This is a genomic window from Sporolactobacillus putidus (assembly GCF_014647035.1).
GTDB classification, from domain to species: Bacteria; Bacillota; Bacilli; order Bacillales; family Sporolactobacillaceae; genus Sporolactobacillus; species Sporolactobacillus putidus.
Genome location: NZ_BMOK01000002.1, coordinates 170874 through 191181 on the forward strand (window position 1 = coordinate 170874; position 20308 = coordinate 191181).

The following is a 20308-nucleotide window of genomic DNA, read 5'->3' on the forward strand; positions in this document are numbered from 1 at the left end:
AAATAAAGCTCCGGAACATGATGATTGCAAGAATCATCATTCCGGAGCCTGCAAAAAAAAATCGCGTGGAACAATCATTTTTGAGAGAATTTGTCCAGTTGTCCTGGATAAAACTTATCCTGAGTTTTCGGTTGTTATTGGTTTTTACTTCTCCGATTACGGAGGAAAGTCGGAATGTCCAATGTCTCTTCATCCTCAACGAGACTATGGGATCTGTGTACCGCCTGTTTCGGGTGAATCGGTCCTTCTTCACGGCGGATCTCATGTTTCAAGCCATTGCCGCCGGCCTTTTTTTCCGTGCCGGAACCCGTGCTTGCAGCCTGCCGCCGGCCAAGATAGGCCTCCTGTTCAGGTTTGATCTGCTGGTGTTCCAGTACTTCTTCCTGAAAACCTGTCGCGATCACGGTGACAACGATTTCGTCTTCCAGTTCTTCGCTGATGACAGAACCGAAGATCATGTTGACTTCTTCATCAGCCGCAGTGGCCACAATATCCGCTGCTTCATTCACTTCATACAGGCTGAGGTTGTTTCCGCCTGTGATATTCATCAGCACGCCTCTCGCGCCGTCTATTGATTTTTCCAGAAGCGGACTGGATATCGCTTTTTTTGCTGCTTCCGCGGCTCTATTTTCGCCCGAAGCAATGCCGATCGCCATCAGTGCCGAGCCGCCTTCGGTCATGATCGTTTTGACATCGGCAAAATCGAGATTGATCAGACCCGGGACGGCGATCAGGTCAGATATGCCCTGAACGCCTTGCCTGAGGACGTTGTCCGCTTCTCTGAATGCGTCAAGCATCGGTGTATTTTTATCGACGATTTCCAGCAGACGGTCATTAGGAATCACGATCAATGTGTCCACTTTTTCCTTAAGGGTCGCGATTCCGTTTGAGGCCTGCTTCGCTCGCTTCCTGCCTTCAAAAGTAAACGGGCGGGTAACCACTCCGACGGTCAGCGCGCCGACATCTTTTGCAATCTCGGCAATGACCGGTGCAGCGCCTGTTCCTGTTCCGCCACCCATGCCGGCCGTTACAAACACCATATCGGCGCCCTTCAGAATTTCTTCGACCTGATCCCGGCTTTCTTCAGCCGCCTTTTTGCCGACGTCAGGGTTCGCGCCTGCGCCAAGCCCGCGGGTCAGCTTTTCCCCAAGCTGCAGCTTGACCCCGGCCTTCGACAATTTGAGCGCCTGCGCGTCTGTGTTAGCGCACACGAAATCAACACCCTGGATGCCGCTCTCGATCATCCTGTTGACCGCGTTATTTCCACCGCCTCCAACACCGATCACTTTTATTTTTGCGAGGCGTTCCATCTCCACATCGTTCTCATACATTGTTCATTTCCTCCCATATAATGATTCCGCCACCCGATTAGTCGAAGAATAAATTGAACCAGTTTTTCACTTTGGCTGTTACACCTTCATGGTCGCTCCGATCCATATTTATCTTCTGTTTCTGCTTTCGTTGTTTCGGCTCAGCTTCATAGCGTTCGGGAGCAATGGCAGCCGCTACTTCTTTGCCCTGAATTTTGACGTTGTGATAGGCGAACTGGATGAGACCAATGCAGGCCGTATACTTCGGTTCACGGACACCGATATAATCAGGCGCAGCAATACGGACATTGGATGCCAGTTTATTTACTGCAAGATCCAGCACCCCCGGCATTGCTGTTACTCCGCCGGTCAGCACAAAACCGCCCGGAAGATCATAAACGCCGATTCTCCGAAGCTCTTCACGGACAATATCGAAAATTTCCGCCATCCTTGCTTCAATAATCTCCGCAAGCTCTTCCTGATTGAACATCTGTTTTTTTGCGCTGCCGATCTGGGAAGCCGTAAAAGTATCCTCATCCGAGGCGATCCCGACAAAGGCCGTACCATGCTGGATCTTCAGCTGTTCCGCCTCATCCATCGGAATACGCTGGATAATCGATATATCCTTTGTAATATGATTGCCTCCGATAGGAAGTTCAAAAGTGGAAAGCAAAGACCCCTGATCAAAAACAGCGACACTTGTCGCTCCTCCGCCAATGTCGATGAGTGCAACGCCAAGATTTTTTTCATCTTTAGACAGCGCGACCGAACTGAGAGCAAGCGTCTGCAGGCAGACATCCGAGATCATGAGTCCCGCCTTTTCCACGCAGCGCAACAGATTATGAAGAACGGTTTTAGATCCTGTGATGAGCGTTCCTTCCATCTCAAGTCTTACCCCGATCATTCCTCTTGGATCATGGATTTCATCCACACCGTCGACAATGAACTGTTCCGGTATGACATCGATGATTTCCCGTTCAGGGGGAATGGACATGACTTGTGCTGCGTCTATCACTCTAGCGATATCCACATCACCAATCTCATGACTTTCATTGGACACTGCAACAATACCGTGACAGTGTCTTAGCTGGATATGGTTTCCGGAAACACCGACAATCACACTTTTAATATTCAGGCCCACCATTCTTTCAGCCTGTTCGATCGCTTTCTGAATGGACCGGACCGTTTCATCGATATCAACAATAGAACCCTTCCTGATCCCGTACGATATTGATTCGCCAACACCAATGACGTTAAGGGATTCGCCGGCCATTTCTCCGATGACAACCTTAATACTGGACGTACCGATGTCAAGGCTAACAAATACATCCTCGCTGTTCATTCTGTGGCACCCCCTTTACCTGAGCATCCGTTGTTCCTCTATTTCGGGATGTTTGGATCGAGTGATAAATGGCTGGACTTCTGAAAGACAAAGAAAGGCTCATTTTATTTTTCAACCCAACGCTTTCTGCTCCTGATCATAGAAACACGCCTTAATCTTTGTATTCTACAAAACGGAACATATCCCTTTATTTTAATTGGTAAAGCACAAAAAATATCCCGTTCTAAATGTTTTCATCGGCATTCTTGAGAAAAAAATGAAGAGACAGCCGATCTATTTATCTCTAAATACAGAAGAACAAACGATGAAACTAGAACTAAATCTTAGTCTACACCAACTTGACAGACTAGAAAAGACATAATTACGATTCGTTATCCAATTGAAAACTTCATCCGTTCCGATTTATCCGGCCAAAGACTCGAAATAAATGATCCTTCTCATTCGGCGGCCTTCATCAGGCGTCCTGCCGTATTCGGGCCGCCGCTCCTCTTTAGTTTTGGGCGCTGCTCTTGGCGCTGTCAGGAACAAAATAACTTCCCACACTGAGATGAATGGTCCCGTGCGCACCCTTCGGCAGATTGGCGGCAATTTCAGGATAAAGCTGTATGTTCTTTACAAAAGTTGTTGTACTTGCAACCACGCGATTACCGTCATTCATATAGAGTACCAGGTTGTCATTGTTCGTCGGACCGGGTATGTAATGTATATCGGAAATGCTATGAATAACCTGTTGGGGAATCTTCGCGAGTCCCTCGGTGACGGCGCTTAACTCAGCCTGACGGCTGAAACCATATAATATCGGCGCGTCAACAGGCAGTCCGCTGCCGGGCAGTTTTCCAAGCAGTGCTCCGTTCTGGAGAATCGGATAGTATCCGCCGTTCTTTTCCAGGTAAGCTTTCCGATCGTATTCTTTGATCTGAATCGTCACCCGGTTTGGAAATACGGTCCGGACCGAAGCGGTCTGAACGGTCGGAAGCTTTTCGATCCGGTTTTCAGCGGTTGCGGGACGGACATCCCAGATATGTGTCTGGTCAGAAATACCGCTGGCCTGAATGACTTGTCCGGAACTGGCCAGCTGCTCGCCCGAAACGGAAATCTGGCTGACCTTGCTAAGCGGAGACTGGAAATAGATCACGACCAGAATCAAGAGGAAAAAGAATGATGCGTAGAAAATAAAACGCCGGTTTGCCTTTTGTTTCCGCTCTTTTTTTAATTGCGGAAGGCGGTCTTCCAAAGGCACGACTTTTTTCCTGTCCACTGCTCTCTCCCCCTCTCTATATCAGATAGTACTGTGTATCGGGAATGTTTGATCGCTGCCCGCTCTCTTCTTTCGCCAATTCTATTTTATTTTTTTTTTAGAAAAACAGCAAACCCTGTTATGCAAACCGAGCAAAACAGAGTTTGCTGTTCACGCCGTTTATTGCCGTGCGGACGTGCTGATGTTCAGGAGTATGCCGATCGACACAAGCATCAAGGTCAGCGAGGATCCTCCGTAACTCAGAAAGGGCAGTGTAATTCCGGTAACCGGTATCAGCCCTGTGACGACAGCTATATTTATCATGACCTGAATGGCGATCATGCCCGTTATTCCAACTGCTAGCAGTGTCCCGAACAAATCCTCCGCCTTCATCGCTATCAGCAGACCGCGCCAGAGTAACATGCAAAACAGGAGGAGCACAACCGCAGCACCGATAAATCCAAGCTCTTCCGAAATGATTGAAAAGATGAAATCGGTCTGCGGTTCAGGAAGATATTGATATTTCTGTCTGCTCTGGCCCAGTCCGAAACCGAGCAGCCCCCCGGGTCCGATAGCGAGCAGCGACTGGATAATCTGGAAGCCGCTTCCGAGCGGGTCCTGCCACGGATTAACAAACGAAGTCAGCCGCTTGATACGATATGGAGCCGAAAGGATCAGCGCAGCCGCTCCGGCCAGCCCGACCGCTCCCATGATGACAAAGTGCCGGGTTCTCGCTCCCGCCGCAAATATCATGGTTAAACAAGTCAGGACAAGTACCGTCCCCGTTCCTAGATCAGGCTGAAGCATGATCAGCCCGAATGCCAGAAAAACAGGGAGAAGCGCCGGAATCAAACCTTTTCTGAAATGGAGAAGTGTTGACTGATGCTCGGAAAGGTACCTCGATAAGTAAATGATTAAGGCAACTTTCATAAATTCGGAAGGCTGGATGGAGAAAGCGCCCACCCCTAGCCAGCTGCTCGCTCCTCCGCGTACAAGGCCGACTCCCGGAATCACGACAAGAATCAGCAATAGGAAACAGGCTGCCATTCCGGTTTTCGCCCATGAGCGCCAGATCCGATAATCAATCCTCATCACCATAAACATAAGTACAGTACCCATCGAAGCGAAGAGAAGCTGCCGCTTAAAAAAATAGAACGAATCCCCTCCAAATTTATAAGAGGCCCAGACTTCGCTCGCACTGTACACCATGATCAGCCCGATAGTCAAAAGGGCAAAAGTGGCGACAAGCAGCAAACGGTCAGGTGACGAACGATGTTCGGGCATGTGCAACACTCCGTTCAGATCAGGCCTTGAGTCGCCCGCTGAATTGCCCGCAGGCCAACCTGTCCTTATCTAAACTTATTCACTTCGTCGATAAAAATGTCACCGCGCTGCTCGAATGATTTATATTGATCCCAGCTTGCACAAGCCGGCGACAAAAGAACGACGTCACCCGGCTCGGAAAGGCGGAAAGCCTCTGGAACGGCTTCCTCGACATTTTTCACGATTTCGATTGATGGAATTCCGGCTTTTTCGCACGCGTCACGAAGTTTTTCCTTTGTCTGACCGAAGAGGAGGGCCGCTTTGATATCAGCCTTCTTCAAATAAGGGATCAGTGAATCGAATGTATTGCCGCGGTCCAGTCCGCCTGCAAGCAGCACGACGGCTTTCCCGGGAAAAGAGGCCAGTGCTTTTGACGTCGCGAGTATGTTCGTTGCTTTTGAATCATTGTAAACCGTTCTTCCCTGAATGACATTTACATACTGGAGACGGTGACGAACACCGGTGAATGTCTTAAGCACTTTGGCGATATGTTTCGTCGGAACGCCGTATATTTTTGCCGCCGCAACAGCAGCGAGCGCGTTTTGAAGATTGTGTTCGCCCGGAAGTCCCATCTCGCTGCACTCAAGAATCTGCTCCCCCCGAAAATAAATGACGCCGTCTTCGATATAAGCCCCGCTATCCACTTTCCGGCTTAAGGAAAAAGGAACCTTCCGTGCTTTTGTTTTCTCTGCAATGAACGAGGTCACCCTTTCGCTGTCCGCATTATAGACGAGTGCGTCTTCGGCAGTCTGGTTTGCCGTAATGAGTGCTTTTGCATTCGCGTAATTTTCAACTGTTCCGTGGTAATCCAAATGATGATCAAAAATGTTCAGTGCAACTGCGATTTTCGGACGAAAATGCTCCGTACCAAGAAGCTGGAAACTCGACAGTTCGGCAACAATCACATTTTTATCCGTTCCCTTTTGGATGACTCCTGATAGTGCGGTCCCGATATTCCCGGCAACAATCGGCTCACTTTCCGATCCCTTCATCATTTCTCCAATGAGCATGGTTGTCGTCGTTTTCCCATTGGATCCGGTGACACCGATGAACGGCGCATCAGACAATTCATACGCAATCTCTACTTCGGTAATGATCCGGATGCCGAGCTGCCGGGCTTTTTGAACCAGCGGATTGCTATATGGGATCCCGGGATTTTTAATCATGGCCGCGAGCCCTTTGTCAACAAGATCGGGCGGGTGCCCGCCGCCGACCACACGGATGCCAAGCGCGCTCAATTCGGCTGCCTGATTGTTTCCTTCAAGACTCCCGCGGTCATTCACGGTGACATCCGCTCCGAGACTTTTCAATAATTTGGCTGCAGCGTAGCCGCTTCTGCCCAGCCCGAGAACGAGCACTCTTTTATTTAAGTATTTATCTGACCTTTTCAACCACCCAGCCCCACTTTCAAATAGATTCCAATGATAGCGAGCACAAACCCGACAAACCAGAAAACGGTCACAACCTTCCATTCCGACCATCCTGACAGCTCAAAATGGTGATGGATCGGACTCATCCTGAATACACGTTTTCCCGTCGTTTTAAATGAAACGACCTGAATAATTACCGATAAAGTTTCGATAGCAAAAACTCCTCCGATAATGGCAAGAAGAATTTCCGTTTTCGTCAGAATCGCGATGCCTGCAATCGCTCCGCCAATCGCCAAAGATCCCGTGTCACCCATAAATACTTTGGCCGGATGCGCGTTAAAAATCAGAAAACCCAGAAGAGCGCCAAGCATGGCGGCCGAGAAAACGGCGACCCCCAGATTCATTGAAAAATAGGCGATGATCGAATAAGCTGCAAAAGCAACGGCTGCGAGTCCGGAGAGCAATCCGTCCATACCGTCCGTCAGATTGGTCGCATTCGGGACACCGATCAGCAGGAATACAGCAAAGAAGGGGTACAGCCAGTGCAGATTAATCATCCAGGTCGTTCCCGGAAAGGACAGATACGTCGAATAGTCCAAACGCGCCACGATCAGCCAGAAAACGACCGCAATGATGATCTGTGCGAGCATTTTCTGCTTCGAAGTCAGCCCCATATTGCGTTTCATGACGATTTTTATGAAATCATCGACAAAGCCGATTAGACCAAATCCAACTGTGACAAATAGCAGCATATAGGTTTCCTGTGTCGCCATGTGGTATTTTAATGCCATGACCAGGAGGCCGCCCATCAGTCCAATAAGGAAGATGACACCGCCCATTGTCGGAGTTCCCGCCTTTTTCATATGGCTTTTCGGCCCTTCTTCCCTGATGTACTGCCCGAAGTGCATCTTTCTCAGTATGGGAATAAAAAAGGGGGCAAAAACAAGTGTAATAAGAAATGATATCGCTAAACCAAACAACAAAACCAGTGTCATGAATCGTTTCGCTCCTTTAGGTGCGTAATCAGTTAATGCCGAAGGAGAGAGCGGCTGAACTTCCGGAAAAAAGACAACCCTCCGCGGGCAGGCGGCAGGGAAGAAAAAACAGGCCGTTCTATCCGGAAACCGGGAAATCTGCATCCCACAGCCGGCGTCTTTCCGAGCACAGAACTGATGGAAAAAGGTTCCTGAACTCGGGGGTTCTTCCAGAATGAAAACCGGCGCAGCGCCGCTATCAATCACTCGGTAATTTTGGGGACATCGGGCTGACGCTCAGAACTTCGATCAAGCTCTCGAGCTGAAGCAATCTGGATGCTTTAAACAGCATGACCGTCCTGTCATCAAGCAGCGTTTTCAAATACGGTAGCGCATCTTCTTTGGTTAAAAAAGACCGGACGCTCAGCGTACCGTATTTCCCGTTCTCCCGCAACGGCCCTGCAATCCATGCTCCCTTTTCGCCAATGGTAATGACATGCGTCAGGGGAGAGGTCAGCACTTCGGCCACACTTCTGTGAAGCTGTTCTTCATTGCTTCCAAGCTCATACATGTCGCCGAGCACGGCCACGCGTTTTTCAAAGCCATTAAGGGCCTTGAGCGTTTCCAGGGATGCCTTCATGGAAGTCGGGCTTGCGTTGTAGCAGTCATTGATGAGCAAAGCACCGTTCAGGCCGGCGACTTTTTCAAAACGCATCCTTGTCAGGGTCAGATGATTAAGCCCTTCTCTTATTAACTGATGATCCATATCAAGCGTTCTTGCCGCGGCAAGGCTGAAAACCGCATTCTTTACATTATGGCGGCCGAGCGCCGGAACCGTAAAGACATTTTCCCCATGATTGAGAGAAAAACGATAGCCGTCCACGCGCTCCTTCACATCGGTGATTTTCCAGTCACTGTTTTCACTGTAGCCGCATGAAACAATGCGGAAGGCTTTTGTATGAACATTGGAAAGAAGCGGTTCATCCCCGTCGACAATCAAAGTCCCGCCCCGCCGGAGACCGTTCGTAATCTCCAGTTTAGCTTTGGCAATTCCTTCTCTGCTACCCAGAAATTCGATATGCGATTCACCGATATTCGTAATAATGGCAATATCGGGTTTTGCCAGCTGGCTGAGAAAAGTCAATTCTCCAAAATGATTCATCCCCATCTCAAGAACAAGCACCTCTGTGTCTTCAGGCATCGAAAGAATCGTCAGCGGCATACCGATGTGGTTATTCAGATTCCCCTGTGTTTTAAACGTCCTGAATGCTTGATGCAAAATACTGTAAACCATATCTTTCGTTGTTGTTTTTCCATTTGATCCCGTAATTGCAATGACTTTTGGACGGCACTGACGCAAATAGCTTTTTGCGATGCTTTGAAGAGCTTCCAAAGTATCGCCTACCAAAAAAAGCGGGAAATCCGCGGGAATATCCGTCGGAAGCGGCTCCCTTTCCATCCAGAGGGAAGCCGCAGCCCCATTCTCAATCGCCTGTCTCAGATAGCGGTGTCCATTGAAATGCTCGCCGATCAGCGGGACAAAAAGGCCGTTCTTGATCCGCTCGCGGCTGTCCGTCATGACAGAAAGGCGGTTCAGGCCGCCTGTATCGCCCTTGGTCTGAATGGCCTGCCCCTTGATTAAATCCACGCCAATACTCATTCGGAAATCTCCTTTTATAAAAAAAGTTATGAATGCCGTGATCCGGTCGACACGGATCATTCTGCTGATTGTTTCTCATTCATCAAGTCGATGATTGCTTCTTTCGCCGTCTCCCGGTCATCAAAGTGGTGTTTGACCGTCCCGATGATCTGATACGTCTCATGCCCTTTTCCGGCAATTAATATGATATCATCTTCCGCGGCTCGGCGCACCGCGAATCTGATCGCTTCACGGCGATCCGCAATTTTTTTATAAGGCCGCCCCTTGACGCCCGATTCCATTTCGCGAATAATCGCTTCAGGATCCTCGGTCCGGGGATTATCCGAAGTGAGAATGGCCAGGTCGCTGTTGTCCACGGCAATTTTCGCCATGACCGGACGCTTGCCCCGTTCCCTGTCTCCGCCGCATCCAACAACCGTGATGATACGTTTTTCAGCAAATTCCTTAATCGTTGCCAGCGCATTTTCCAAACTGTCCGGCGTATGAGAATAGTCGACAATGACGGTAAAGTTCTGGCCGGCGTTCACTGTTTCAAATCGGCCGGACACGCCCTTGATCTGTTCTACGGTCCGAATCATCCTCACGATGTCCAGACCCTTCAGCGAACAGGCGGCAAGAGCGGCAAGCACGTTGTAAACGCTGAACTTTCCGATTAATTTCATCGACACCGGATAATTTTTACCTTTAACTGAAAGGGTAAATGAAGTCCCTGATGGCGTGATCTGTATCGAACTTGCCCGAAAATCGGCCGGATGATCGATTGCATAAGTCAGCACATGAGCCGCTGTCATATGCTTATAGATTTCGGATGCTTTGTCATCGGCGTTGAGTACGGCGGCTTTAAGTTCCCTGGGATTCCCGTAGCGGTTGCCAAGCTGCGAGAAAAGCAGACTCTTGGCGTACATATAGTCTTTCATCGTCCCGTGAAGATCGAGATGATCCTCGGTCAGGTTTGTAAAAATACCGATATTAAAGTCGCATCCTCTGACTCGGCCGTCATAGAGTGCATTTGACGAAGTTTCCATAATAACAGAATCTGCACCCCGCGCTTTCATTAACGCGAGGTTTTCATGAATGAGATGCGCCTCGGGTGTTGTGTTGTCAACGGAAACACTATGGTCTTTGTAACGCATTCCCATTGTTCCGATCAGCCCGGTGCTTATCCCCTCCGCCTCCTGAATGGCCTGAACCAGGTAGGTGATGGTCGTTTTCCCATTTGTTCCTGTCACGCCGATTAAGTGAAGGCTGTGGCTCGGGTGCCCGTAATAACGATCGGCAATCATGGCTAAAGCGCGTTGCGTGTCATTGACATAAATAACGGGAACGTCGGCGGCAATTCTCTCCTCGGCAACAATTGCCGCCGCCCCGTTTTTTTCAGCTTGTTCGGCGAATCGGTGACCGTCCACCTGGTGGCCCTTGATACAGAAAAACAAAGATCCCGGCTTTATTTTTCGTGAGTCAACCGTCACCCCGGTTATTTCCGGATTTCCTTCTCCATCCTGCCTGAAGTCGGTCAGTGCTTCTAGGCAATCCGTCAGTTTCATCGAAAACACGTCCTTAACTGTACTTGATTAATTGGATAACATACAGAGTCAATCTGTGCCCCGCACAAATTTTTCCTTATGTATGTCAAAAAGCCTGGCACGAGGCGCCCGGCTCTCTGTCCATTGCTTATTGTAATCTCACGGTTTCTTTTTGTCACCTAAGTATATCATTATTGTTGAACCTTGTTTGACCTTAACGCCCGGTTTGGGCGACTGCAGTGTCACGACATCGCCATTTCCTAATTCTTCCAACCTTAAATCGGACACAGAATTCATCAGTTCCTCTTTTCTCATGCCGACCAAATTGGGTACTTTAATCAATGGCTGATCCGGCCATTTGGTTTGCTTTTCCAATCCGCCGCCTGTTTTTTTGACGCCCATCGCGCTCAGACTGTCCCCGATGATCTTCCCGGCGATCGGTGCTGAAACGGTTCCGCCGAACTGAACGGTCCCCTTGGGATTATCAATCGCCACATAAACAACAATCTGGGGGTTGTTTGCCGGAGCGAAACCCATGAAGGAAACGATATAATTATTAGCCATATAGCCTCCACCGTTCGGATTGACTTTCTGAGCCGTTCCCGTTTTCCCGCCTACGCGGTAGCCGTCTACATAGGCGTTTCGCCCGGTTCCCTGCGCCACGACACTTTCCAGCGCATCCCGGACCTTTTTCGAAGTTGCTGAAGAGATGACCTGCCGCTTTTCCACCGGCTGAATCCGATTGAGCGTCTGCCCCGTATTCGGATCAATCCATGCCTTTGCCAGATGCGGTTCGTAGAGGTGTCCGCCGTTAATTGCCGCCGCGACCGCCGCAACTTGCTGGATCGGGGTTACTGAAACCCCCTGCCCGAACGCCGTTGTCGCAAGTTCCAGGGGACCAACTTTATTTTTATTAAAAAGGATGCCCTTTCCTTCGCCCGGCAAATCAATGCCCGTCTTTTCACCGAATCCGAATTTGTTTATATAGGAAAACAGCCGGTCTTTCCCCAGTCTCTGCCCGAGAGCGACGAATCCCGGATTGCACGAATTCTGCACAACCTGCAGAAAGGTTTCCGACCCGTGTCCGCCTCTTTTCCAGCAGTGCAGTTGAGTGCCGCTGACGTTTATCGCTCCGGAATCATAAAAGTGATCTTTATTCAGATCCACAACATTTTCCTGCAAGGCTGCGGCCAGTGTGATGACTTTGAACGTGGATCCCGGTTCATAGGTTTTCCAGATCGGCAGATTGTGATTATAAACTTCAGCGGGAACATTTTTATAGTTTCCCGGGTTAAAATCCGGTTTTGACGACATTCCAAGGATATCACCGTTGTTTGGATCCATTGCGATCGCAAGCGCACTGTCCGGATGATAAGTGGCCATTGCATTGTTCAGTTCACGTTCGATGATCGACTGCACCCGCGAATCAATCGTCAGCATCAGATTGGCGCCGCTTTTCGGAGGAATATACTGATCTTTCAGACTCGACATTCGATTCCCCTGTGCATCCGAAAAGAAAGAAACATGTCCGTTTTGTCCTTTCAATCCGTCGTTATAATAAGATTCGAGTCCGGTGAGGCCTTGATTGTCAATTCCGGCAAAACCAAGCACATGGGCCAGATAGTTGCCATTCGGATAATCCCGCTTGAAGTCTTCTGCGATGAAGACGCCCGGAAGCCCCATTGCTTTGAGTGCCGCCGCTTTATCATTGGCTATTTTCCTGCCTTCAGGTGTGATCCGGACAATCGACTGCTTCTTTGTGATGTCTGCTAAAGCCGTCTGTTTTGCCATCCCTAGCACGCCTGCCAGTTTTTCCGCGGTAAGCGACGGATTGCGCACTTGTTTCGGCACGACTAGAACAGAAGGGCTGCTCATATTGGTCGCCAGTACTTTGCCGCGGCTGTCGAGAATTTCTCCGCGTTCTGCTTCGTAAGGAATTTCGCGGCTCCATGAATCCAGTGCTTTCCCCGTCAGCCAGCCATTTTGGAAAATTTGCACATAGGCGAGGCGTCCGATGAAGACCGCGAATACGCAAAGACCCAGTATCAAAATCAGCAGCAGCCGTTTTTTTACAATAACATTCGATAAACGCAAAACGAGCCCCTCCCATCTCTCCTTGTCCTACCCATATGTTCAGGACCGGAAAAATAGAACGGGCTCTTGCGGCATGCTTCACGGACGGACCCGTGAAGTTCGGTGCCGACGATTTTAGTGCCGTTTGCGCCATTGATTTATTTTGGTTTTAACTCGATAGCCAGCGTGTCACCCGCCTTTATGATCGAGCCAGGAGCCGGTTTCTGAGAAGCGACAAATCCGTCCCCTTTAGTTGTCAGCTTCATACCGGTAACATGCGCCAGCTTCATGCTGTCCGCGAGGGACCATCCTGTCAGATCAGGCAATTGTGCCGGCCCGCTCCCTGAAAGGATCACTTTGCTGCCCTTAATGAGCCTTTCTCCCTGATAAGGCATCTGATTGTCAACCTGACCCGTGCCGATTCCGATCGGAACGAACCCCTGAGATCTTAATGTCTGGACGGCCTGATCCATCGGACTTCCGACAAATTGATTCAGAACGGCGGAAGAATAGTCCGCCTGATTTCCGGTCCCAACCGCCTGTTTCCCAACCTTCATATACTCAAGGGTGCTGCTCATCACCGGTTTTACAACATTCACCACAGGTTCTTCGCCGGTATCTGTCGGTTTCAGGTGCGGTTGTCTGACAGCTACGTAGACGATGACTTTGGGATCGTTCTGCGGCGCCATACCGAGAAAGGAATAGACATAATTGTTTTTCCCGGTCAGATACTGTCCGTTCTCCGCAATCTGCGCGGTCCCTGTCTTTCCGATCACGTCGTAGCCCGGCAAGTCATATGCCGTTCCGGTAGCCCCATATCCATTCACTACATTTTTATTGCTGACGACCTGACGCATCAGTGCCCGGGTCTGCTCCGCGGCCTGTATCGAGATCGGACGGCCGGCAACCGTCGGGCTGTTCGTGAGAATCGTTTTATGTGTGTCCGGATTGACAACTTTATCAACCACATATGGACGCATCATCGTTCCATTGTTGGCGATCGCCGTCGCCGCCTGGACAATCTGCATCGCCGTGAATGCGGAAGACTGGCCAAACGAAGTCTCCAATTTATCGATTTTCGAACTCCAGTTGACGAGACTGGAACTTTCGCCCGGAATATCAATGCCTGTTTTCTGCATAAACCCGAATTTTTTTAAATAGGCGCCGAGATTGTCCGGCCCCAGGTATTGATCCGTCAGAACAGACATGCCGACGTTGGAAGAAAGCTCAAAACCCTGGTCAAAGTTAATGGTGCCCCAGCCGGTGTAGTTCCAGTCGTGTATGGTTCCGCCTGTGGTCGTATAACTTCCGGATTTGTACGTTGCCGTGCCGTGGAACGTACCGGAATCGATTGCGGAAGCAACGGTAAAGATCTTCATGACCGACCCCGGTTCGTAAGGCGACGAAATGGCGACGTTGTTAAATTGTGTGATATTGCGCAGATTGGGATTAAAATCAGGAAGTGTAGAGAGTGCGAGAATTTTTCCCGTCTTCGGATCGGCAACAATGCCGATCATGCTTGATGGCTTGTATGCATTATAAGCTCCGGTCATCGCCTGATCGAGCACGGTCTGTATCTGAGTATTCAAAGTCAGATGGACATCGTTGCCAGGCGACGATTTGGTGATCTGCTGACTTTCATCCGGAATCGGAACACCGCCCAGACTTCTGTAATAGCGAACAACGCCGTCTTTTTCCGTCAGATATTGATTCAGCGACTGCTCAATCCCGAGCACACCGGTTTGCTGACTGCCGTCGGCATTTGGCCGGGTAAAACCGATCGTGTAAGCCGCACCGGATTGTTCCGGATAATACCGCTCCGATTCGGTCATGTAACCGATTCCCGGAAGTTTAAGATTGTCGATCTGTCTTTTTTTCACATCGCTCAGCATTTTTCCGTTCGAACCAAACTCGACCTGATAAGCTTTCTTATTTAGGATAGCCAGCACATCCGATTCCTTCATATTTAGAATCGGGGCGAGCTCGCTCGCTGTTTTTACCTTATCCTTTACGTATGAGTCGGCTTTCGGACTGACCACAGCGTAGAGGTTGTAAGCCGGCACGTCTTCTGCGAGGATCCGTCCATCGCTTGAATAAATCGTACCCCTTTTTTCATTGATCACTTTGTAATCCGACCACTGATTCTTTCCGACCTGTATCAGATTGTGGCCGTTGATTTCTTTTCCCTGGGCAATAAATACAAAACGCCCGATAATGATAAAAAAAGCCAGCATAAAAATTCCGCCGACTACTGCTGCCCAAAAACTCATTGATTTCTTTTTTCTTTGAATCATCCGACTGAACCACCTTATGGAAGCACCTTAATATTTTGTATGTCCAGTTTCAGACCCAGTTGCTTTTCTGCAAAGCTGACAATACGTTCAGGAGAGCTCAAGCTGTCCGCATCGGCCTGCAGCTGCTGTGTTATTTTCGACTGATTGTCCAGCTTTGACTGCAGAATGGCAATATCTTTTGACGCCATGAAAATTCTGGTCTGGTTAACGACCATAATCAGAGCAAGAAAGAAGACAACGGCACCTGCCAATGTCCAAAGCCACTTTTCTCCTTTGCTGATATGGCGAGTAATAATGACCGGTTCACTGACAACCTGTCTTCTCGTTTCAGCCTGTTCCTGTTCTAATAAAGGTGCGCGTTGCGACTGGTTCATTACACGTTTTCCTCCTTAATCGCTCTGATTTTTTCTGCTATTCTTAATTTTGCGGAATGTGCGCGGTGATTTTCTTCCAGCTCTTCTGCTGACGGAAGAATCGGTTTTCTGCCGATTCTTTTCAGAACAGGCAAAGCGTTTTGAGGAAGCACCGGGAGTCCCGGCGGCAATTCCGGCGGTTCGCTGTATTTTTTAAAAAATTGTTTGCAAAGTCTGTCTTCAAGTGACTGAAACGTGATTATAGAAATTCTTGCGCCCACATCCATCAACTCCAGTGACTGATAAAGAGCGTCTTCAAGGCTTCCAAGCTCGTCGTTGACAGCGACGCGCAGTGCCTGAAAAACCCGTTTCGCAGGGTGGCCGCCCTTTCGCCGCGCCGGCGCGGGAATCGCCTCTTTGATAATCTCGACCAGTTCCCCGGTCGTTTCAATCCGGCTTTCCATGCGGCGCTTCTCAATCATTTTCGCAATCTGCCGGGAGAATCGCTCCTCGCCGTACATGAAAAAAATGTGGGTCAGCCGTTCATATGGCCAGTCGTTGACGATCACCTCAGCATTCAGGCTTTGATCCCTGTCCATGCGCATGTCCAAAGGGCCGGTGTTCTGATAGCTGAAACCTCTTTCGGCATGATCGAACTGGGGGGAGGAGACGCCGAGGTCGAAAAGAATGCCGTCGACACGGCGGATATCTCTTTTCGCCAGTTCGCTCTTCATATTTCGAAAGTTGGATTTGATGAACGTTATTTTGGAACGGTAGTCCTTCAGGCGTTGTTCCGCGGCATCCAGCGCTTCCTGATCCTGATCGAATGCATAAAGACGGCCGCTCCGCAGCCTTTTTACGATCTCTTCGCTGTGGCCGCCTCCGCCCAGCGTACAGTCCAGGTACACCCCGTTGGGTCTAATAGCCAGTCCGTCGACTGCCTCACGCTTCAATACTGTGATATGTTCAAACATACTATCCGGCTCCCGTCCGACAGACAAACCAATCTTCCTGCACGGAATTATAAATCCAAATCAAGCAGGCTTTCCGAAATATCGCTGAATGATTCTTCGGACTGCTCATAATAATGCTTCCAGGCACCTTCATCCCAAATTTCCAGTCGAGTCGATACACCAATGACAACACAGTCTTTTTCCAGTTTGGCATAGTCGCGAAGCACATTGCTGACCGAAGCACGGCCCTGCCTGTCCAATGTACATTCACAAGCTCCCGAGAAAAAAAAACGTGTGAATGCTCTTGCATCTTTTTTCGTAAACGGAAGAGCTTTCAGCTTCTCTTCGATTCGGTGCCATTCTCCCATCGGGTAAACAAAAAGGCACTGATCGAGACCGCGTGTCATCACAAACGTTTCCCCCAGCTCCTCGCGAAACTTCGAGGGAATAATAAGGCGTCCCTTGATGTCCAGGCTGTGATTGAATTCTCCCATAAACATCAGGACCGCCTCCTCTTGGTCTTACTTTACCACAATCCCCCACTTTCCACCACACTATTTTAAGTATTCGTTTTAATTTTGATGATTTCCTCCCCGGTGACTGAAAATGTTCAGATATACCGGATCGTCATTCTGCTTCGGCCGGGCACATGAAATAACTCTCAAAACCCTTACACACAAAAAAAAGATCAAATGCCTGGACCTTCGTCTTCTGCATCTCATCTTTTTTGGGTATTGGATTTTGCTCTTGTTTTACAGAATTTGTTTCAGCGGGCGTGATCTTTGGCGACTTTTCTTTCTTCACGCTGCGGCATCTGCGCTCTTGCCTGATCGACGATTTTCAGGACATTCAGGAGGGACGCATAATTTTTTTTCATCCCTGAATATTCTTTTTCAAGTCTTCTGTAGGCTTCATCAAGCATTCTGTTTTCAGTTTTGAGCCGGTCCAGCTGAGTTTTCATATCGTGTGAAAGCTTGGAACTTGAACCTGTTTTCAGCTGACTCAGAAACCGGATCATCTGATCAATAAATGGTTCGGAAACAGATGTTTCAGAGAACGGGGATTCTGCAGAAATTTCCGTCTCCACCTGGGCTGTCGGCGTCTTTTTATGCTTTTTATACTCCCTGCGCCTCTCTTTTGCCTCTTTCATTTCTTTCTCGAATTGCTTTCGCACAGATGAATTCCAGCGAAAGCCGCATGCTGCGGGTGTTCGCGAGAGAAGGCCGCCTGCTTCCCTGAACGCAGCCAGCTGCGTGCTTCCTTCACCGATATGCCGAAGAATCGTTTCTGCAAGTCTCACATCTTCGGTATGTGACCAGGCATCCTGTCGAATGGATGGCATTGATTTCCCCTCTTTTCTCTCAGATCGGAGGCGTGAGAATCGCTCCTTTTCCATCAATATGCGGATGATAGGATCGGTAGAAGAGAAGACCGGGTTTTTCTCAATCATTTTTGGGTCATGAAAGAGGAGACAGATCTGCAGAGACGTTAAAAAAAGGGCGGTTCTTATGAACCTCCCGCCAGATCTGCTATAGGCTATGTAAAAAAATAGTGTTGATCAAAGTGATCTTTGAATCCCGCGTTTGAACACGTTTCATACATCCTTGACGCATCAAGGGTCCTATGATTCATAAATCAACAGAATTCATTAATGAAGCTTTGTTAAAAAAAATGAAGAGCCGTGGCTCCTCATCCGAATAACAAGTAATTATTTTTCAACGACTTCCTCACCTTTGTATGAGCCACAATTCGGGCATACACGATGAGCCAGTTTATATTCACCGCAGTTGTCACATTTCACCATGCCTGGAACGGCCAGTTTAAAATGTGTGCGACGCTTATTCTTGCGAGTCGTAGATGTTCTTCTTTTAGGTACTGCCATGGTTCACACCTCCTCGGACAATTATTCATCAAAAAACTTCTTCAGTTTTTCAAACCTCGGATCTATTTGCTGTTTCGATTGGCTGCCAGCGACAAATGTCCAGCCTTCCCCCGATAAGTCCGGATCGGCTTTCGCTTTTTCACTGACGACACGCATCGGTTTTTCAACCATAATCGCTTCCACCAAGTAGGGCACGAGGTCGATACGCTCTTCTTCAATACCGTGAACAAATTCGCCTCTTGCCGCCTCGCCCTCTTCGGCTCCGGTCAGCAAAAACGTTTCAGACGAATTGATTTTAAAGGGATAGTCGACATCTTCCAATGTTATAGCACACGGCAACACCATCTTGCCCCTGAGCTGCAAATGAAAGGTGAGTGATCGTTTTGAAAATTCAACAACGCCCTTTACGTCAACAGGCGACATTCTCCGTATTTCAGGATCTGCGCGAAACAATTCCAGAGGCAATACAACTTCTTCGTGAAAACTCAATCCCTCTTGCCTGTACTGAAGCAAATCGGGTACTGACCATGATAAAGACATAATGAACCACCTCTAGACAACAAATGTAATTATAATCCCCGCTTGGCTGAATGTCAATCCGCTCATTCCGCCTGAATCTAGATTATCACAGCGCCCCTGCCGGCGCCAATTTCTTGTCGGGGAAAAAATATGGTAAAATGAATTCTGCCGGTCGTTCAATAAAAATTTGCTTAAAAAGGAAGAGAAAGATGCTGATTGCGGGAGTCATTACCGAATATAATCCGTTTCACAACGGGCATCTCTACCAGCTGGATACCCTTCGGCAAACGCTTCGTCCCGACCTCATCGTCTCGGTTATGAGCGGAGACTTTCTGCAGCGCGGGGAGCCGGCGGTTGTTTCCAAATGGGACCGAACCCGCATGGCCCTTCAGGCCGGTATTGATCTGATCATTGAACTTCCTTATATTTTTTCAGTCGGAAAGGCCGATATCTTTGCCCGGGGGGCTGTATCCGTACTGGATCAGCTCGGCGTGAGCCATCTGATTTTCGGGAGCGAGATCGGGCGAACCGAACCCTTTTTCCACACTCTTTCCCTGATTGAAAACAATAAAGAACGCTACAATCAGGCACTCAAAGAAGCGCTTCGCGAAGGTATGAGCTACCCGAATGCCCACGCTGCCGCCTACAGGCTCCTTTCCTCGTCGGCAGATGGAGAGCTGGTCGACCTGACTCAGCCGAACAACAGCCTTGGATTTCACTACATTCAAGCGATTCATAACCGAAAAAGTGCTATGATCCCGGTCACCATTCTCCGAAAGGAAACTGGCCATGGAGACAGGACTTTCGATAGCGAGGCATCTATCGCAAGTGCGAGAAGTATCCGAAGCTATCTTCTTGGCGGGGGATCCTTAACAAACCTTCAAAATAAAATTCCGTCCTTTGTTTATTCTTCTCTGAACAGGAAGAATGAATTCCATGGATTTACGGATTGGGAGACTTTTTTCCCTTTTCTTAAATACAGATTGCTGTCGTCGACCGCACAGCAGCTCTCTCAAATCTATGAAATGGAAGAAGGCATCGAACACCGGCTTCTTTCCTATATCGCAAAGGCGGATAACTTTTACAACTTTATCTCGTCTGTTAAAACAAAACGCTACACTTGGGCAAGGCTGCAGCGTCTTTCGGTTCACGTTCTGACCAATACGTCCAAAAGCGATGCCCGGCTTCCGGCAGCTGCCGGGGAGGCCCCGTACCTGCGCCTGCTTGGCATGAACAAAAAAGGACAGAATTATCTTGCCGCTATCCGCAAGGATCTTCAGGTGCCGCTGGTCGCCAAAATCAGAAAACATCGCAATCCCATTCTTGACCTCGACATCAGGGCGGCTGCACTTTACGACTTTCTCTCCGGCGGCGGACACCCGGCAGCTACCCGTTCCGAAACAAGCCATGCACCCGTAAGATATGATGAAGAAAAAGGACTGTTCACCGGCGGCATCGATTGACGCGCGGGGATACAGTCCTTTTACCATTTATA

General features: G+C 49.0%; 17 protein-coding genes. 1 reads left to right on the forward strand and 16 read right to left on the reverse strand.

Translation table 11 applies throughout. The features are described from left to right. Nucleotides 1–134 precede the first annotated feature (134 nt). The 16 genes from ftsZ to IEX81_RS03155 form a co-directional block, all read right to left on the reverse strand. A complete protein-coding gene (ftsZ, locus tag IEX81_RS03080; protein WP_188801595.1) occupies nucleotides 135–1331 on the reverse strand; it encodes a cell division protein FtsZ in 1197 nt (398 codons plus the stop codon). A 37-nt stretch (nucleotides 1332–1368) separates the two neighbouring features. Further along, nucleotides 1369–2652: a cell division protein FtsA gene (gene ftsA, locus IEX81_RS03085; protein ID WP_188801596.1), complete on the reverse strand. Its 1284-nt coding sequence runs from the start codon at nucleotides 2650–2652 to the stop codon at nucleotides 1369–1371. 490 nt (nucleotides 2653–3142) lie between these two features. Beyond that, nucleotides 3143–3910 carry a cell division protein FtsQ/DivIB gene (locus IEX81_RS03090; protein ID WP_188801597.1) on the reverse strand — a complete coding sequence of 256 codons (768 nt, stop codon included), beginning with the start codon at nucleotides 3908–3910 and terminating at the stop codon, nucleotides 3143–3145. A gap of 159 nt (nucleotides 3911–4069) precedes the next feature. Then, on the reverse strand, nucleotides 4070–5173 hold the full coding sequence (gene spoVE / locus IEX81_RS03095; RefSeq protein WP_188801598.1) for a stage V sporulation protein E: 1104 nt from the start codon (nucleotides 5171–5173) through the stop codon (nucleotides 4070–4072). Nucleotides 5174–5238: 65 nt separating this feature from the next. Beyond that, complete coding sequence (gene murD, locus IEX81_RS03100; protein WP_188801599.1) at nucleotides 5239–6603, reverse strand: UDP-N-acetylmuramoyl-L-alanine--D-glutamate ligase; 1365 nt, start codon at nucleotides 6601–6603, stop codon at nucleotides 5239–5241. After that, nucleotides 6600–7577, reverse strand: a complete 978-nt coding sequence (mraY, locus tag IEX81_RS03105) for a phospho-N-acetylmuramoyl-pentapeptide-transferase (RefSeq protein WP_188801600.1) — start codon at nucleotides 7575–7577, stop codon at nucleotides 6600–6602. Before mraY ends, murD begins: the two co-directional genes overlap by 4 nt. Before the next feature lie 238 nt (nucleotides 7578–7815). Next, nucleotides 7816–9216 (reverse strand): UDP-N-acetylmuramoyl-tripeptide--D-alanyl-D-alanine ligase, encoded by a 1401-nt coding sequence (locus IEX81_RS03110; protein WP_188801601.1) that lies wholly within the window; start codon nucleotides 9214–9216, stop codon nucleotides 7816–7818. A 56-nt stretch (nucleotides 9217–9272) separates the two neighbouring features. Further along, nucleotides 9273–10760 (reverse strand): UDP-N-acetylmuramoyl-L-alanyl-D-glutamate--2,6-diaminopimelate ligase, encoded by a 1488-nt coding sequence (locus tag IEX81_RS03115; protein WP_188801602.1) that lies wholly within the window; start codon nucleotides 10758–10760, stop codon nucleotides 9273–9275. 138 nt (nucleotides 10761–10898) lie between these two features. Continuing rightward, nucleotides 10899–12833, reverse strand: a complete 1935-nt coding sequence (locus tag IEX81_RS03120) for a stage V sporulation protein D (RefSeq protein ID WP_188801603.1) — start codon at nucleotides 12831–12833, stop codon at nucleotides 10899–10901. 137 nt (nucleotides 12834–12970) lie between these two features. After that, nucleotides 12971–15106 carry a PASTA domain-containing penicillin-binding protein gene (locus IEX81_RS03125; protein WP_188801604.1) on the reverse strand — a complete coding sequence of 712 codons (2136 nt, stop codon included), beginning with the start codon at nucleotides 15104–15106 and terminating at the stop codon, nucleotides 12971–12973. Between the two features lie 14 nt (nucleotides 15107–15120). Beyond that, nucleotides 15121–15480, reverse strand: a complete 360-nt coding sequence (gene ftsL, locus IEX81_RS03130) for a cell division protein FtsL (RefSeq protein WP_188801605.1) — start codon at nucleotides 15478–15480, stop codon at nucleotides 15121–15123. Then, nucleotides 15480–16433 carry a 16S rRNA (cytosine(1402)-N(4))-methyltransferase RsmH gene (gene rsmH / locus IEX81_RS03135; RefSeq protein WP_188801606.1) on the reverse strand — a complete coding sequence of 318 codons (954 nt, stop codon included), beginning with the start codon at nucleotides 16431–16433 and terminating at the stop codon, nucleotides 15480–15482. Before rsmH ends, ftsL begins: the two co-directional genes overlap by 1 nt. 47 nt (nucleotides 16434–16480) lie before the next feature. Next, a complete protein-coding gene (gene mraZ / locus IEX81_RS03140; RefSeq protein ID WP_188801607.1) occupies nucleotides 16481–16912 on the reverse strand; it encodes a division/cell wall cluster transcriptional repressor MraZ in 432 nt (143 codons plus the stop codon). A gap of 266 nt (nucleotides 16913–17178) precedes the next feature. Continuing rightward, the gene (locus IEX81_RS03145; RefSeq protein ID WP_188801608.1) at nucleotides 17179–17754 is read right to left on the reverse strand and encodes a hypothetical protein; all 576 of its coding nucleotides are present in this window, start codon (nucleotides 17752–17754) and stop codon (nucleotides 17179–17181) included. 366 nt (nucleotides 17755–18120) lie between these two features. Next, nucleotides 18121–18294: a 50S ribosomal protein L32 gene (gene rpmF / locus IEX81_RS03150; RefSeq protein WP_188801609.1), complete on the reverse strand. Its 174-nt coding sequence runs from the start codon at nucleotides 18292–18294 to the stop codon at nucleotides 18121–18123. A 21-nt stretch (nucleotides 18295–18315) separates the two neighbouring features. After that, nucleotides 18316–18834: a YceD family protein gene (locus tag IEX81_RS03155; RefSeq protein ID WP_188801610.1), complete on the reverse strand. Its 519-nt coding sequence runs from the start codon at nucleotides 18832–18834 to the stop codon at nucleotides 18316–18318. Nucleotides 18835–19022: 188 nt separating this feature from the next. On the opposite strand from IEX81_RS03155, the gene IEX81_RS03160 reads away from it, so the two are divergent. Next, entirely contained in the window at nucleotides 19023–20276 is a 1254-nt protein-coding gene (locus IEX81_RS03160) for a nucleotidyltransferase (RefSeq protein ID WP_188801611.1), read from the forward strand. Nucleotides 20277–20308 lie beyond the last annotated feature (32 nt).